The following is a 17,373-nucleotide window of genomic DNA, read 5'->3' on the forward strand; positions in this document are numbered from 1 at the left end:
CATGTAACCGTTGAACGGTCGGAGAAAGGAAGACGTTATGAAACGATGGATACTTTTATGCCTGCTTCTGGTTATGATTGGGGCGACTTTGACGCCGCGACAGGTCGACGCCGCATCAAGTTCACCTTATGAGGTGAGTGCACCTACTGGCACGACGCTTTATCAATTTGTCGGAAAGACGCTCAAGCCAAAAGGAACGTTGCGCGCGGCGAAGCGGTTCAAGGCGCTCAGTACGTCCGGTCACTACTATAAGATTCAAGACGGAAAAACCATCTACTACGTAAAAAAGCAAGCCGTCACACTAGTGGCGACGAACTTGTCGCTGACGACGTTTTCCGGTTCGACCTACTCCCGGCTGACGCACGAGTATATGCGCTCGCTCACCCGGGGACAGACGCCTTACTATTACGATGAGTTGACCGCCAAGACGGCCATCGCCCGGGCCGATGCCGCCATGAAGGGGAACTGGTATATTCCGTCCCCTCCCTATCAGTTGCGTGTCCCGAACATCGATACATATCGGTTTGATGCCAGCGTCCCTGCGGTCGATTCGACGTCGTTCAAGTTTCAAATCCATTATTTCACGACGTTGAACCAGTTGACGCAAGCGTATGCCGCCACCGGACGAGATGATTATCTCCGCTACGGGAAGCGGATTGTCACGAGTTGGACCAAGCAGTATCCGGCCGCGAATTATACACGCTACCGCTGGCCGTATCACGACCATGGCACCGCCATCCGGACGTTCCATTTGCTCAACTTCTGGAATGAATTCCGTTCGTCCGCGGTCAACACCGACCCGGCCTTCTCACAGCTGTTCGCCAAGACACTATATGAACACGCGACACTGCTGGCGACGCCGAGTTTTTATAAGCCGAACAACAATCACGGCATGTTCCAAGATATGGCCTTGACCGCCGTCGCGGAGACGCATAGGAGCTTCTATCGTTCCTCGGCCTGGCGCTCGCTCGCGACGAACCGGCTCACGCAGCAGTTGAACCACAGCTTGAGCACGGACGGGGTCCATCTCGAACACTCGCCGTTCTATCAAATCTATCTATATGACACGCTCGCCCGGTTCAACGACTGGGCGGCCGCCAACCGCTTCGCCCTATCGAGCCGGATGCGTGACGTCAAAGATATGCCGAGCGCGCTGACGTATATGTTGAAACCGAATGGGACCCTGCCGATGTTCGGCGACACCCCGTCCATCACGCACCGGACGGACGCGATTCCGTATATCGAGCGCTATCCGCATCTAAATTATGCGATGACGCAAGGACAGTCGGGGACCCAACCGTCGACACGGGTCGGCAAGCTATCGAACCAGTACGCCTTCTTCCGCCAACATTGGGGCGGGGCCTCTGGTCCGTTCCGGGATGCGGTCCAAGTGATGATGACGGCTGGCTATCATAGCAACATCCATAAGCACGCCGACGATTTGTCGATCGACCTGTACGGCTACGGCCGCGACTTTATCGTCGAGAGCGGACGTTACGCTTATACGAACCGTCCCGAACGTAGCGCCGTCATGCAGGCCGCGGCGCATAACACCGTCCATGTGGTGGGTAAGAATTTCAACTTGACGTCGAGCAACTTGCGGCGAAGCCAAATCACATCGGTCGGGGCCGCGTCGACGCAATGGACGGCCGCCGGAACGAGCGGGCTGCTCGGAAACGGGATGACGCACACCCGTCGTCTCGCCTACGACCGTGATGGGACGGTGCTCGTCTACGATGACATCACCAGTCCGACGACGACCTCGTTCGTCCAGCGGTTCCATCTCGGGACCGGCTTGAACCGCGTCTCGAGCGGCAGCCGTCACGCCATGTATAAAGACAACGAGAACCGATCGATTCATCTGTTGCAACTTGACGTCGGCTCGACGCCGAAAGTCGCCGTCGGCGCAAGTTATGTGTCGTATCGTGACTATGACTGGCAACGTCGCAATCAAGTCGTGACGACAAAGCGTGGCAAGGAAGTCGAGTATTTGACGCTGATCCATATCGGCGAAAAGACGACCAAAATCACGTCCGCCACAGTCCAGACGACGTCGCGCCACTACGTCGTGCGCTACAAACTGTCGGACGGCACGACGAAAACGCTATCGATGTTACGCTAACCTCCATTTTAAAAATGGGGGTTTTTTCTCGGTCGGTTAGGGAAAACTCGTACAGTAGGCCAAAATGTGGCTTACGGTGTGTGCGCATACTTAAAGGGGAGGCAATAACATGGGGAACAAGAAAGAAGAACAGTTAAAACAACATACGATTGATAACGAGCAGCAAGCCGGGCTCACGACGAACCAAGGGCTGAAGATGGCAGAGGACGAATTCTCGCTCAAAGCCGGACGTCGTGGACCGACACTGATCGAGGATTTCCATTTCCGCGAGAAGATGACGCACTTCGACCACGAGCGGATTCCTGAACGCATCGTGCACGCACGCGGCGTCGGGGCGCACGGGGAGTTTCAAGTGTATGAGTCGCTCGCCGACTATACGAAAGCCGACTTCTTGAACGATCCGTCGAAAGTGACGCCGGTGTTCGTTCGCTTCTCGACGGTGCAAGGTTCGCGTGGGTCTGGGGATACCGTGCGCGACGTTCGTGGGTTCGCGACCAAGTTCTATACCGACGAAGGCAACTATGACCTTGTCGGGAACAACATGCCGGTCTTCTTCATTCAAGACGCCATCAAGTTCCCCGACCTCGTCCATGCCGTCAAACCGGAGCCGCACACGGAAGTACCTCAAGGCGGCAGCGCCCACGACACGTTCTGGGACTTCGTCGGACAGAACCATGAGACGGCCCATATGATCATGTGGGCGATGAGCGACCGGGGCATCCCGCGCAGCCTTCGCATGATGGAAGGGTTCGGCGTGCACACGTTCCGTCTCGTCAACAAGGAAGGCAAGGCGCATTTCGTCAAGTTCCATTGGAAACCAAAACTCGGGGTCCATTCGCAAGTTTGGGACGAGGCGCAGAAAGCGCTCGGTAAAAACGCCGACTTCCACCGCGTCGACCTGTATGAAGCAATCGATAAAGGCGATTATCCAGAATGGGAGCTCGGGCTTCAAATCATCGCTGAAGAAGACGAGTTCAAGTTCGACTTCGACATTCTCGATCCGACGAAACTTTGGCCGGAAGAGGATGTGCCCGTCAAACTTGTCGGGAAGATGATGCTCAACCGCAACGTCGACAACTTCTTCGCCGAGACCGAGCAAGTCGCGTTCCACCCTGGCCATCTCGTGCCCGGCATCGACTTCTCGAACGACCCGCTCCTCCAAGGGCGCCTGTTCTCGTATACGGATACGCAACTGTCACGTCTCGGAGGACCGAACTTCCATCAAATCCCGATCAATAAGCCGGTCTGTCCGTTCCATAACAACCAGCGCGACGGCATGCATCAGATGGCCGTCCACAAAGGCCAGACGAGCTATCATAAAAACGCGCTCAACAACAATCAACCGGAGCCCGTCCCAGCCGACCAAGGCGGGTTCGAGCACTATCAAGAGAAAGTCGACGGCCATAAGATTCGGGGCCGGAGCGACAGCTTCCTCGACTTCTACTCGCAAGCGAAGATGTTTTATAACAGCATGACCGACGTCGAAAAGCAGCACATCCAAGATGCCTGCAGCTTCGAGCTCGGCAAATGCGAGTCGGATATGGTCAAAGAGAACGCCGTCGACCTGTTGAATCGAATCGACCGTCATCTCGCTACGGTCGTCGCCGACAATCTAGGTGTCGACCTCCCGGCCGAGAACAACGAAGTCGTCTCGGACAAGGTCTCACCGGCGCTCAGCATGGCCAACACGATTGCGAAGCCGGATACGAAGAGCGTCGCCGTCCTGCTTGCCGGAGACGTCGATGCCGCGCAAGTGAAGGCGTGGGTGCAAGTACTCGCCGATCACAAGGTCAATTACAGCCTCGTCGGGAAGAAATCGTATACGCTCGGCGATTTGAAAGTGAAAGAGACGTACGACACGGTCGACTCGAGCCTGTTCGATGCCGCGTTCCTCGTCAGCGCCGCGACCTCGGTCGAAGACGACGTGCTCGAGTTCATCGAGAACACGTATAAGCACTTCAAGCCGCTCGCGTTGCATGTGCATCACGATGAAGTGCTCGACCGTTGCCGCGTGAAGACGGACCAGCCTGGCGTCTACACGTTCAAACAACATAGCCTCGATGGCTTCGATACATTTATCGACGGCATCGCGCAAGGCCGGTTCTGGGACCGTCAATAATTGCTCGATTGTAACCGATTCGCTGTGGCGAATCGGTTTTTTGGTGGGAATGCGTCTGTTCGGACAAATCTCTCTCCTTTTGTTATACTCCTTTAGTTATGTTTATTAACTATTTAGAATCAAACGGATAAGGAGGCGGGCTGCAGATGCATTTGACCGCACAAAAATTATGGACGAAAGATTTCCTGATCATCTCTCTCGTCAACTTCTTCTTAACGCTCATCTTTTTCTTATTGATGGTGACGATCGGCGTCCACGCCGTCTCGGCATATGGGGCTTCGACGAGTGAGGCCGGCCTTGTCACCGGTATCTTCATTATCGGGACCCTCGTCGGGCGGCTCTTTATCGGACGCTTGATTGACTCGATTGGACGTCGCAAGACGCTCCTCATCGGCCTGACGTTCTTCACGGCTACGATTTTGCTCTATTTCCTCGACTTCGGTATCGGCTTCTTGCTGTTCACGCGCTTTGTCCACGGTCTCGGGATGGGACTGTCGAGCACGGCGACCGGAACGATTGTCGCCCAAGTCATTCCCGGCTCGCGAAAAGGCGAAGGCATCGGCTACTACAGCATGAGTTCGACACTCGCCACCGCCATCGGCCCGTTCGTCGGCTTGATGATGAGCCAATATACGAGCTTCTCGGTCATCTTTCTCACTTGCCTCGTGATCGGTCTCATCAGTCTCGGCAGCGCCTTGTTCGTGACGGTGCCGGAAGCGGACAATCCACAAGTCGTCCGTGGCCTGTCGCTCGGCGCGTTCGTCGAGCCGAAGGCGTTACCGATTGCGCTCATCATCGGCGTCGCCGCCCTCAGCTACTCGAGTGTGCTGTCCTACATCAATTTCTATGCGAGTGAGCTCGACCTCGTCGAAGCGGCGAGTATCTTCTTCCTCGTCTACTCTGTCGCCGTCCTCATCTCGCGCCCAATCACAGGTCGTCTGATGGACGCGCGCGGCGCCAATATCGTCATGTACCCGGCCATCGTCCTCTTCGCCGTCGGGATGCTCGTCTTGAGCCAGGCGAACAATGCCGCCATGCTGTTACTCGCTGGGGCGTTAATCGGACTTGGCTTCGGGAACATCCAGTCCGGTACGCAGGCCATCGCCGTCAAGGCGGCGGACCCCCATCGGATGGGCATGGCCACGTCGACGTTCTTTATCGCTCTCGACGCAGGACTCGGGTTCGGCCCTTACTTGATTGGTTTGCTCATTCCATTGACCGGCTTCTCGACGCTGTATCTCTTGCTGGCCGGTGTCGTCTTCTTCACTGTATTCCTCTATTACTTGATGAACGGCCGCCGCGAGCGGACCCGCATGAAGCAAGCTGCCTGACAGGACGTCTCATCGTCCTGTCTTTTTTGGAATGTTCACACATTTTGTCACGACTTACGGTAATATGAGAATGACGCGCCGAAAAGTTTTTGATTGAAATGAGGGACATGATGCACGCCGACCAGACCATCCAACACTATTCCTCCGTCCTGCTCCGTACGTTCGATAAAATCTCGGATTTTGTCTTCTTTATGGAAGTGGACGGTTCAACTTATCGCTACATATTCGTGAACGAACCGGGAAGACAGGCGATCGGCTGGACAGAGGCCGATATCGGGAAACGTGTCGAGGACATGGTGCCACCCGAAACGGCCGCTCTCGTCACGCGCCACTATGACGAGGCGATACGAGAACGAAAGAGCCTCATTTTCGAAGACTATCGCCTGGCCGAACCGTCTTATACAAAAACATCTGCCTCGCCCAAAATCCACTTACCTGTTCATTATTATGAGTCCGAGGTGACACCGATTTTCGATGAGGCAGGTATTTGTACACACGCCATCTCGGTCGTCCGTGAAGTGACGGAACGGAAACACCGCGAACTCGAGCTGTCCATCTTGAAAGATCAACATGAATCGCTCCAACGCTATTCACCGCACGGTATCTTTGTGCTTGACGATGCGTTTCGTGTCCAATCGGTCAATCCTGCCGTCACGCAGATTACCGGTTACGAGGAAGCCGACTTGTTGGGACAGTCCTTTTTGTCATGGTTGCCAGAGTTGGAACGAACCGTCGTCGATGAAGGTCTCCGCTTTGCCTTGTCCGGGACACCGCACAAATATGGAATCACGGCTATCCAAAAGACAGGTAGTTGGCTCGACTTGGCCATCTTGAATATTCCAATCGAAGTGGGTGGCCAAATCACGGGACTGTTCGCCATCATTATCGACCATACCCCAGAGAAAAATGCGGAACGGGCGACCCAGGAAAGCGAGCGCCGGTATCGCCAACTGATTGAGACGATTCCAGAAGGCATTATCGTCCATAAAGACGGGATGATTCTATATGCTAACGCCCTGGCGCTCGAAACGATTGGTGAGACGTATATCGAGAGCGAGTCGATTTTTACGTTCGTCGCCTCGGAATATCATGAGATGACGAAGACACGCCTTCAGGCGTTGCGCCAAGGCGATTCGGTCCAAGATACAGAGATCGTGCTCATCACCCCATCTGGACGAAAACTGCATATGGATATCGGTAGCCTGTTAATCGATTATGAAGGCTCGACCGCCGTCATGACCTTGTTGCGTGACGTGACCGAGAAACGTGAGATGGAGCGTGCCCTGCACCAGAGCGAGACGCAATATCGTCTCATCACGGAGAATATGAGCGACCTCGTCTGCATCCTTGAGCGTGATGGTCAAGTCCGCTACGCCTCGCCGTCCCATCAAACCGTGCTCGGATATGCCCCGTCGTTCTACGAGGGCAAAAACACACTCGACTTCATCCATCCGAATGACGTCGAACCGGCGAGACAACAACTTCGGACGATGACAGCGACGAGTGAGCCGCTCACCCTCGAATTCCGTCACCTGCACCATGATGGTCGTTGGATTTGGCTCGAAACGAAGATTCAAGCGATTTATGACGACACTGGTCAACTGCTTCACTACTTGACCGTCACGCGTGAAATCATGAAACGAAAAGTGCTTGAAAAACAGCTCAAGCATTTGGCCTATCATGATACGTTGACCGACTTACCGAATCGGCGCTATTTCCTCGCCTATTTGGAAGAGACGGTCGCCCGCTTCGGAGAAGAAGACGAATCACTCGCCGTCCTGTCGCTCGATATCGATTGTTTCAAACAAATCAACGATACGCTCGGTCACGACATCGGTGATGAGTTGTTGCGTCAATTCTCTATGCGTTTGACCGACGTGTTGCGAAACCAAGATGTGATCGCCCGCTTCGGCGGGGACGAATTCTCGGTGCTCATCCGTTACACGGAAGCTGACGCGCCAAAGCGAGTGGCTGAAAAACTTGTGACCGCTCTTCAGCGTCCATGGCAGATGGAAGACCATTCATTCGTCACAACATCGAGCGTCGGCGTGGCCCCTTATAGGCCCGGCATGTCGACGAAACGCTTGCTCAAACAGGCTGACTTGGCCTTATATCAGGCGAAAGCCAACGGCCGCAATCAATACGTCGTGTTTAAAGACCGTTCCTAAGCGGTCTTTTTTCACGTGAAACATAGCTTATCATAGATAAAAACCGAACGATTTCATTATTTTTATGTTAATTATAAAGGAATTTTATATTTTATCGCTGTATCCCTTTGACATTGGACTTCTTTTGCGGTACATTACCGAATGGGCGAAGTATTTACCATTAAACAAATCAAATTGTTCGTAAATAGGGGTGTGACAACATGGATAAAGTATTTGATTATGAAGATATTCAATTAATTCCCGCAAAATGTGTCGTCGACAGCAGATCTGAATGCGATGCGAGCGTGACGCTCGGAGGCTTCACGTTCCGATTGCCGGTCGTTCCAGCCAATATGCAGACGATCATCGATGAGAATGTCGCTCGGTCGCTTGCCGAAAACGGCTATTTCTATATCATGCATCGCTTCAATCCAGAGACGCGACTCCAGTTCATCGAGGATATGCACGGGCGTGGCCTGTATGCATCAATCAGCGTCGGTGTGAAAGAAGACGAATATCGCTTCGTCGAGATGCTCGCGGAAGCCGGACATACGCCGGAATTCATCACGATTGATATCGCGCACGGCCACTCGAATGCGGTCATCCGGATGATTCAACATATCAAACACCATCTTCCAAGCTCGTTCGTGATCGCCGGGAACGTCGGCACACCAGAAGCGGTCCGAGAACTCGAACATGCCGGGGCAGATGCGACGAAGGTCGGCATCGGGCCAGGGAAAGTCTGTATCACAAAAATCAAGACGGGCTTCGGCACGGGCGGATGGCAACTTGCCGCGCTCCGTTGGTGTGCCAAGGCGGCGACAAAACCGATTATCGCGGATGGGGGCATCCGGACACATGGTGACATCGCCAAATCGATTCGTTTCGGGGCATCGATGGTCATGATTGGTTCGCTGTTCGCCGGACACGACGAGTCGCCGGGCGAGACGTTCGAACAGGACGGGAAGTTGCTCAAAGAATACTTCGGGTCGGCTTCTGAATTCCAAAAAGGGGAACGGAAAAACGTCGAAGGCAAGAAAGTGTTCGTCGAGCATAAAGGGGCGCTCCAAGACACGTTGACCGAGATGGAGCAAGACCTGCAATCGGCCATCTCTTACTCGGGTGGGGACAATCTTGATGCATTGCGTACTGTCGATTACGTCATGGTGAAAAACTCAATCTTTAACGGGGATAAAGTATATTGAAAAAAGGCGACTCGCGCGAGTCGCCTTTTTTATAACTGCTTCGTCATCATATAGTAGTCCGATCCCGGCGGATAATCATGGAGCACGCCGGCGACTTCATAGCCGAAGCGCTCATAAAACGTCTTCGCTTGAAACGAGAACGTCGTCAATTTGACGCGCGTCGCCCCGAGTTCACGGGCCAACCGCTCCCCTTCCTCGAGTAGACGGCTCCCTAGGCCGGTCCCCGCATGTTCTGACGCGACCCAGAGCCGGTCCAAGTCGAACCAGCCCCAATAGACGCTCCCGAACAACCCTGCGATCACGTCCCCGTCCTGTTCCACTTTCAGCTGGACGACCGGGACTTCCGCGTTGCGGATCTCACGATGGTGCACCGAGTGAGTGTCATTGAACATCCGCAGTCGACTCGTCAAAAACTGTTGAAACGCTTCGTCCTCATCGTGAATCCGTTTGATGTCCATCACGCTTCCTCGCTCGAACCGTTCACGAAGAACGAAATCAGCTCTTGTGCTTCTTCGTCGATGGTCCGACTTGTCAAACGTTCGTATTGAGCGGTTATCGCTTCTTTATTTCCTGGGAAATCAGTGGTGATTCGTGCCAAATGACGTAAAATGTCTCGGTCTTTCTCATATTCGGCACGGGTCACGACTTGACCGTGTGACCAGACGTACGCCTCGGCCTCGAACTGATCGAGCAGGTCTAAGAGGCGTAATGTCCGTACCGGGGTCATCCGCCAAGTCGGCGCGTACAAATTCGCATAGAGCGCATCCCCTAAAAACAACACCTTTTCCTCTGGCACGTAAGCCACGACCGCATCAGCGGCGTGATCTCCCCCGACGTGTTTCAAGATGACGTGCACCCCGCCGAGGTCGAGGGTGAGCGTATCATCGAACGTCATCGTCGGTAGGACGACGCGCATCGACCGCTCCGCACCGTATTCGAGTTGAATCGCTTCTGCGCAAAACGCGATCTCGCGTCCGTCTTCGACTCGTTCGGCTAAGGAAGCATCATCCCACGCATAGGGCAACAGTCGCTCCATCCCAGCTTTGGTCGCCGTGCTCGCGATGGAGACGGTGTCGGTCAGCGCCGATAAGCCAAAGATGTGATCCCAATGCCAATGCGTCAACGCAACGAGCGTCGGCCGCTTAATGCCCCGTTCAACCAAGGCGTCTAGAAACAAGTTCGTGTGCGGCTCTGAGTTCCCCGCATCAATCATGAGCGTATGTGTGTCGCCGACGACGGCCCCTAAGATGGGACGGTCGGTCTCTGCGACCGGGTCCATATACCAAAACCGGTCCGAATGCTGTTTAAGCGTCTGCATGATCGGCCTCCTCTCTACTCCGTAATACGTCGAACGCTTCGAACGCCCCTCGTTCGTCATTGACGAGGCGAATCGTCCGGAGCGGTAGACGTTCTAACAAACTTAATTCCCGTCGTTGCCGTTCTTCCAACAGTTGAATCGTCCCTTCCATCCCGCTCAACCCGTTCGCCTGAGCGTAGGCACGGGTCGTATAGTACTCGACGAAACCATGTCGCCAGTCGGTGGGCCGTTCCGCATAAACTTCGCGAAACACCGTAGGGACATCAGCCGTCTCCAAATAGACGACGGTCGGGTCGAGCGGGGCCAGCAAGTCTGCCACCGTCTCGATATAGGCTTCAATCTGCTCGTTCGGGACGTCTTGGGCCACCATGCCGATCGTGAACGGGTTTTGTAGGAGCGCACATTCGAACACGTATACGTGATCCGCCTCCTTGACCCTTTCCACGAAACGACGCCAACGGCCGACCATCAAGTCGACATGCTTGTCGAACGGCAACTCATAGACGTCGACCCCAGAACGACGTTCGTTCGGACGATATCGTATGAATCGACCTGTCCCGTCTTGATCGATGACCTCACCTTCCGTCTCGGGACCAGCTTCGACCCAATAGACGTCATGGACATCGACCGGATGTGACGCATCGATTTCCGAATAAAACGTATAGCCCGGTGTCGTAGCAAGTCTCTCCGCGAACGTCGTCTTCCCGCTCCCTGGTAGCCCTTCAATCAACCATAATTTACCCATATGTGAAGCCTCCGGATCAATTTTCTTGATGTGAGTCGTACACGTAATACCCATCCCCGCCGCAATTTTTGGCGACATACATCGCCGCATCCGAATGATGAATCATCGCATCGAGCGAAGCGTGGTCTTCTGAGCAAGCGACGCCGATACTGGCCGACAGCCTTAAGGATAAGCCATTCCCAACAATCATTTCCTGGGAAATGATACGGTTCAACTCCTCAAACCGCTCTGTTCCGAGCACTTCCTGCTCGGCATCGATGACAAGTAAAAACTCGTCGCCTGCGAAGCGATACGCCTTCCCATCATACGTTTGACCGAACGAGCGAATCCGTCGCGCCGTCTCGATGAGCACTTCGTCCCCAATCAGATGACCGTAGGAATCGTTCACTTGTTTGAAGTCATCCAAATCGATGAACAACAGCACGACCGGCTGCTTCCGATTCATCTTTTGTCTTAAGTCGGTCATGAACGAGTGCCGGTTCGCCAGTTTCGTCAAACTGTCTTGGGTGATGAGTTCGATGACTTCCTGATGCTTCCGTTCGCGCCGAATCTCGTTTTCCATCCATCGGGTCACGAGTAGAATCGTATCCGTCATCTCATTGATTGTCGTGGTGTCGACGACGTCGTTCAAGCTGCCCTGCTCGGCCAAGAACACGACCCAGCCGAACGTCTTGCCATCATTGGACAACGGCAGACTGATCATCGAGCTAAACTCGAGTCCATCGATCACAAGTTCGGCACGATCTAATTTTTGATGCCCGATTGTCGTCAAAGCATGAAGTTGTTGTAGCGCATCACTCGTCCAGCCGAGCTTGCCTTCCCCATCCTCCGATAAGACGCGATAGTTCGACTCTGTCGAGAAGATGACGGCGTGGGAATAACCAATCCAGCTACGCAGGACCATCTGAATTCGTTTCAGTTTATTGCCGAACGGTTCATGGAGCGCCGTCACTTCATACAGTGACTCGAGCGTCTGTTGCCGTTGCGCCTGCGCCCGAGTTTGTTCCGTCAACTCGATTTCGGCCATGACCCATCGCGCGAAATCTTCAAGCGACTGCAACGCTGCCTCGTCAAACGTGCGAGCTCGTTCGTCCGTCACACAAAGCGTGCCGATGACATGTCCACTTCGCGTCGTGAGCGGCACACCCGCATAAAAACCGAGGTTTTCAAGCAACGGATTGTTCGTGCCGGCCTCAGACGTCTGCACGTCCTCGATGACGACCGACGATTGGCCCGTCACGACCCGATCACACAGTGTCCATTCCCGATCCACGTGCGGAGTCTCAAGCAACGGACCCGCACAGGACTTGAACCATTGTTGGTCCGTCGTCAAAATCGAGATGAGCGCGACCGGCATGTTCAACGTGCGTGCGACAAGTCGCGTAATCCGATCATAACGCTCCTCTCGCGGAGTGTTTAAAATCTCAAGGCGCAGAATCGTCTTCAAACGCTCAGCTTCCTGCTCATCAAGTAACGTCGAAGGAGAAGTCGTGGCCAACTCGAGTTGCCGTAGCGCCGCATGTTGATAGACGAGCGCATCGAGCGCCTGTTGGAGATCATTCAGCGGGAGCGGACGACTGAAGAAGTACCCTTGAATCTCATCACAACCGAGCTGTTCCATCACCCGGTACTGTGCTTCCGTCTCGACCCCCTCGGCCGTGACCTCTAAATTCAATTTTTTAGCGAGCGAGACGATCAGTTTGACGATCTCATACTCTTTTAAGCCGTTGTCTTTATCCAATTGACTGATGAACGAGCGGTCAATCTTAATGCCGTCAATCTCAAACATCTTCAAGTAATTGAGGGACGAGTAGCTGACGCCGAAGTCGTCAATCAACACGCGAAAGCCTTTCGTCTTCAAATATTCGACCGTCTGAATGCCGAGGAGCGGTTCTTGCATGAGCGTATGTTCCGTGATCTCAAACTCGAACTGTTCCGGTCTCAATCCATATGCGGCGAGCACCTGCAACAACTGCTGGATATAATCTTGCCGGAACAACACCGGTGACACGTTGACCGCGACACGGCGCCCTGCAAACAGATCCGGTTGCTCCATCATGTCACGACAGACACGGTCGAAAACGAACCCAGTGATGTCTTCAATCAAGAGTGACGTTTCGGCAATCTTAATGAACGTTTCCGGTGAAACGTTACCGAGCGTCGCACTGTGCCACCGCACGAGCGCCTCAAAATGAACCATCCCGTCCTGACAGCCGATTTTTGGTTGATAGACGACGCTCAGTTCGTCGGTTTTCAATCCTTTGATGAGCTCCATCTCGATCGTCATCTCATCGATATAATGTTGGACGTAATCGTCCTTCTCGTACACTTTAATCATCTGCTTGCCCGCTTGTCTCGCTTCGAGGAGCGCCGTCGACGCATTCATGATGACCCGGTCGGCGTCCTCGCTCCCCGCGCTGATTCCAAGGCAACCGGATAAGGCGAACTCGGTTTCGGCCACTTGATACGTATACGCAGCGATGGCCGCTAGCAATCGCTCCCCATGCGTCGTCGCCGTCTCGATTGAGGTGTAAGGCAACACGGCGATAAAATCTTCTCCGTCCACGCGCCCGATAATCGAGCCTTTCGGTAACAAGTCCGATAAGTGGCGCGTCATCTCTTTAATCAGGCGATGAGATTGTTCCACGCCTTGCAAGGACAAGATGATTTTAAATCGGTTGATGTGCAACCGCATGACGCTCGTCACTTCCGCTCCTTCTCGTTGCGTGAACAGCTTCTCGAGCTCGAGCTTCACTTTCATCAAGTTCGGCATCCCGGTCAAATAATCGATATTCTCGATGCTGCTCAATAGCTTCATCTCTGCCTCTTCCGATAAATCGGTCGTCAGCCCTAACACATAACGCACGTTACCCGCCTCATCTTCGAGCGGCATGAGGACCGATGATGCGAAGCGGGCCGTATTGGCCTCGATGTTCATCTGCGACATGAAATAGACCGGTGCATGCGTCGCGACGACTTCATCGTAATGTCCGATTAACTCGCTGGCGACATCGACCGCATACATATCATGTAAATACATGCCACTCACATCGTCCGGGAGTGAGGACGCCAGTTTCCCCTGTTCACTGACGCGCACGTATCGATACCCCTCAGGCATCACTTCCATCAAAAACACCATCCGGTATAAGTGAACGAATACATTAAACAAATAGTGCGGGTCGATCTTCATCTGCTGCATACTGTACCTCCAGGCAATCTCCGTTTCTTCTAGTTTAGTAGTTTTAGCTGGTCTTGTTCACGAAACCGTTCAAAAAAAGGGGAAGACGTTTTCAATGAGCGGGCAATAATCGGGTATTGATAAGTAAAAGTCGCAAAAGCGAGGTGAACCATCATGCTCAGTCGAAACGTCACTCCACAGACACGGCCAGGAAAATGGTCGGTCCTCTTGTTACTTGCGGTGTTCGTGCTCTTACTCGTGTCTGCCCTCATCGTCCAATCCGCTCAACCGTTCAACTTCGACACGTTATTCGACAATACGTGGGCGGCCGTCGTATCGATGTTGGCCATCGTCTCCGCACTCGGTGCATTCGTCGTCGGGATGTATACCATCTTACGCAATCACGAACGCTCGGTCGCGGTCTTCGTTACCGTCTCGCTCGGCGGTCTTGTCGCTTTGTTCGTGCTCATGCAACTGTTCCTCTAACTGACAAACGCACCTTTCCGTTAGGAATAGGTGCGTTTTCGTCATAGAAGTTCTTTTGCGAGCAACCGATAGACGTTCAAGCGGCTCTCTTGTGTATGCTGGATACTGCAAATCATTGCCTCATCAAACCCATAATGAGCCGATTCTTCCTGCAATTGCGTCGCAATCTGTTTCGGTGTCCCGACGAGATGGATTTTTCGGTTGTTGGCGATTTGAATCTTGTCGATCTCGGTGAGCGGATAGTCGTGTGCCGCCTCCGGGCTCATCAATTGACGAAGCTGGCCTTTCATCAAGAACAGACGTGATAAATCCGACGGACGTGCCAAATACTCGGCCTCTTCTTCCGTCTCGGCCGTCGTCACGAGATACGTGACGCTGATGTCCGGCTTCTCCATGAAAGCGGACGGAGTGAAATGCTGACGATACGCGTCGAGCGCAGCGACACTCAGTTCTCCATTGAAAAATTGGGCGAAGGAATAGCCGAGCCCCATCCGTCCTGCTTGGATGGCGCTGTTGCCGCTCGACCCGAGGAGCCACGCCTCTGGTAGCGTGACGCCGGTCGGAGCAGCCGGCGTATTCTTATACCAGCGTTCCTCCGGTGCCTCATCGTTGATGAGTTGGAGCGTCGTTCCGAGCTTTTCATACAGGCCGTCCATCATCGGCTTTTGCCCTTGCGACATCGCGTAGATGGCGTTGGCGTCCCCGCCCGGTGCCCGGCCGACCCCGAAGTCGATACGTCCCGGTGCGAGCGCGCTGAGCGTCTTGAACACTTCGGCCATTTTGAGCGGTGAATAGTGCATCATCATGATGCCACCTGAACCAAGACGAATTCGTTCTGTTTTTGCCGCGATGTAAGCCGCGACAACTTCCGGTGCCGAGCTGGCGAACGACATGCCGCCGTGATGTTCGGCCATCCACATCCGGTAATAGCCGAGCTCTTCTGCCAATTGGGCCAGTTCGACCGCACTTTGTAACGCATGTTCTGACGTATGTCCGGATGTCACCGGCGCTTGATCCAATACACTTAATCTCATCTGTATCGCTCCGTTCCTAAAGTATATATGGTGAATATCTCGATTTTGTAAGACTCGCCGTCATCATACTAAAGTGAGCCGGAGAATACGAATAGTTCGCTCTTGAGAACGCTTTCTTTATTTCAGAAAATTACAACGAATTGTTGCTTGCTCCCTGTTCACTTCTCTATAATGGACGAGAAGAAGCTATTCCTTCATAGCAATTCACGTAACGCACGATGGGGACGTGCCAGTGAAGTGCACACTACACTTTCGGGGAAAAGGGGTAAATTGAATGAATCACACACCAAACCGGTCCGGTCATGACGGGCCCAGATTCACATCAGCAGATTACATGAAATTCATCATTCCATCGTTAATCGGGATTTTATTCTTCATCGTCCCAATCCCGTCTGGTGACGGGTTCACCATTCCCGTCGCCTTTTTATCGAACTGGCTGATTGATTTGATTGGCGACTTCGTACCGACGATTGCCGTCATCATGATGGGAATCTCGGTCGTCGGTTCACTCATCGCGTATGCGGTCAAACCGGTGTTCATCTTAGAGCGCCCGCATTTGAACACGTTGTTCAACGTCACACCGTTTTGGTTTGTAATGCGCGTCATCGGCTTCATCGCCGGCTTCATGACGTTACTCGTCATCGGTCCTGAAGCGATCACGTCCGAGTTCACGGGTGGCTTGTTGTTATATGACTTGATCCCGATTTTGTTCGCGACGTTCTTGTTCGCCGGGATGTTATTGCCGCTCCTGTTGAACTTCGGATTGCTCGAATTCGTCGGGACGATTCTCATCAAAGTGATGCGTCCGCTGTTCCGTCTCCCAGGTCGAGCCTCGCTCGATGCGCTCGCATCTTGGGTCGGAGACGCCACAATCGGAATTTTGTTGACGACGAGACAATATGAAGAAGGCTATTATACGAAACGAGAAGCCTCGATTATCGCCACGACGTTCTCCGTCGTCTCAATCACATTCACGATTGTCATCTTGTCGTACATGGAGCTCGACGCCTACTTCCCACATTATTACGGAACCATCATCCTATCTGGAATCGTCGCCGCGCTCATCATGCCGCGCATCTATCCGTTGTCACGTAAGCCTGACACGGCGTATGAGAAGACCGAATTGAAACCGGAAGAACCGGTACCGGCGAACGTCCCGATGCGCGGCTGGGCACTGCGTCAAGCGTTGCTCAAATCAAAATCGAGTAAAGGCGCCGGTGCCACGTTCAAAGACGGGTTCCAAAACGTGCTCGACATGTGGCTCGGCATTTTGCCGGTCGTCATGGCCGTCGGAACGATTGCGCTCGTCATCGCCGAGCACACGTCATTGTTCACGATTCTCGGCAAACCGTTCGAACCGATTCTCATGTTGTTGCAAGTGCCCGAAGCAGAGGCCGCGGCCCAGACGATGGTCGTCGGGTTCGCCGATATGTTCTTGCCGGCCGTGCTCGGCAGTGGCATCGAAAGTGAGTTGACGCGATTCGTCATCGCCTGTGTGTCCGTCACCCAGCTCATCTTCATGTCTGAGGTCGGCGGACTGTTGCTCGGCTCGAAATTGCCAATTTCGTTCTTCGATCTCGTTCTCATCTTCTTGTTGCGGACGATCATCACGTTACCGATTATCGTCGGGATCGCCCATCTCATCTTTTGACGACAACACGCCCGTTCTCTCATTCCAGAGGACGGGC

The 17,373-nt window shown here is 53.7% G+C and carries 12 protein-coding genes; 7 read left to right on the plus strand and 5 right to left on the minus strand.

Annotation, left to right across the window (positions count from 1 at the left end; genetic code table 11):
- The first annotated feature begins 37 nt into the window (after positions 1-37).
- The 5 genes from KNO58_RS10455 (at position 38) to guaC (ending at position 8,924) form a co-directional block, all read left to right on the plus strand.
- On the plus strand, positions 38-2,122 hold the full coding sequence (locus KNO58_RS10455) for a heparinase II/III family protein (protein WP_214753709.1): 2,085 nt from the start codon (positions 38-40) through the stop codon (positions 2,120-2,122).
- A gap of 109 nt (positions 2,123-2,231) precedes the next feature.
- Positions 2,232-4,241, plus strand: a complete 2,010-nt coding sequence (locus KNO58_RS10460; protein ID WP_214753711.1) for a catalase — start codon at positions 2,232-2,234, stop codon at positions 4,239-4,241.
- 146 nt (positions 4,242-4,387) lie between these two features.
- On the plus strand, positions 4,388-5,572 hold the full coding sequence (locus KNO58_RS10465; protein WP_214753713.1) for an MFS transporter: 1,185 nt from the start codon (positions 4,388-4,390) through the stop codon (positions 5,570-5,572).
- Positions 5,573-5,679: 107 nt separating this feature from the next.
- Positions 5,680-7,740: a PAS domain S-box protein gene (locus tag KNO58_RS10470; protein WP_251026202.1), complete on the plus strand. Its 2,061-nt coding sequence runs from the start codon at positions 5,680-5,682 to the stop codon at positions 7,738-7,740.
- A gap of 200 nt (positions 7,741-7,940) precedes the next feature.
- A complete protein-coding gene (gene guaC / locus KNO58_RS10475; protein WP_021067936.1) occupies positions 7,941-8,924 on the plus strand; it encodes a GMP reductase in 984 nt (327 codons plus the stop codon).
- A 29-nt stretch (positions 8,925-8,953) separates the two neighbouring features.
- On the opposite strand, the gene KNO58_RS10480 is transcribed toward guaC, so the two are convergent.
- Genes KNO58_RS10480 through KNO58_RS10495 form a run of 4 tightly spaced genes read right to left on the minus strand, consistent with a single transcriptional unit; the run spans position 8,954 to position 14,186 of the window.
- Complete coding sequence (locus tag KNO58_RS10480; protein WP_214753715.1) at positions 8,954-9,382, minus strand: GNAT family N-acetyltransferase; 429 nt, start codon at positions 9,380-9,382, stop codon at positions 8,954-8,956.
- Positions 9,382-10,242: an MBL fold metallo-hydrolase gene (locus KNO58_RS10485; RefSeq protein ID WP_214753717.1), complete on the minus strand. Its 861-nt coding sequence runs from the start codon at positions 10,240-10,242 to the stop codon at positions 9,382-9,384. Before KNO58_RS10485 ends, KNO58_RS10480 begins: the two co-directional genes overlap by 1 nt.
- Positions 10,229-10,987: a P-loop NTPase family protein gene (locus KNO58_RS10490; protein ID WP_214753719.1), complete on the minus strand. Its 759-nt coding sequence runs from the start codon at positions 10,985-10,987 to the stop codon at positions 10,229-10,231. The genes KNO58_RS10485 and KNO58_RS10490 overlap by 14 nt, the downstream gene beginning before the upstream one ends.
- Positions 10,988-11,003: 16 nt before the next feature.
- Positions 11,004-14,186 carry an EAL domain-containing protein gene (locus KNO58_RS10495; protein WP_214753721.1) on the minus strand — a complete coding sequence of 1,061 codons (3,183 nt, stop codon included), beginning with the start codon at positions 14,184-14,186 and terminating at the stop codon, positions 11,004-11,006.
- A gap of 153 nt (positions 14,187-14,339) precedes the next feature.
- On the opposite strand from KNO58_RS10495, the gene KNO58_RS10500 reads away from it, so the two are divergent.
- Positions 14,340-14,651: a hypothetical protein gene (locus KNO58_RS10500; RefSeq protein WP_214753723.1), complete on the plus strand. Its 312-nt coding sequence runs from the start codon at positions 14,340-14,342 to the stop codon at positions 14,649-14,651.
- 41 nt (positions 14,652-14,692) lie between these two features.
- Here the strand turns inward: KNO58_RS10500 and KNO58_RS10505 are convergent, their stop codons facing one another.
- The gene (locus tag KNO58_RS10505) at positions 14,693-15,685 is read right to left on the minus strand and encodes an LLM class flavin-dependent oxidoreductase (protein WP_214753725.1); all 993 of its coding nucleotides are present in this window, start codon (positions 15,683-15,685) and stop codon (positions 14,693-14,695) included.
- Positions 15,686-15,959: 274 nt separating this feature from the next.
- On the opposite strand from KNO58_RS10505, the gene KNO58_RS10510 reads away from it, so the two are divergent.
- Positions 15,960-17,336: a YjiH family protein gene (locus KNO58_RS10510; protein WP_214753727.1), complete on the plus strand. Its 1,377-nt coding sequence runs from the start codon at positions 15,960-15,962 to the stop codon at positions 17,334-17,336.
- The last annotated feature ends 37 nt before the right edge of the window (positions 17,337-17,373 follow it).

The organism is Exiguobacterium sp. J17977 (genome assembly GCF_018616375.1).
Classification (GTDB): Bacteria; Bacillota; Bacilli; order Exiguobacteriales; family Exiguobacteriaceae; genus Exiguobacterium; species Exiguobacterium mexicanum.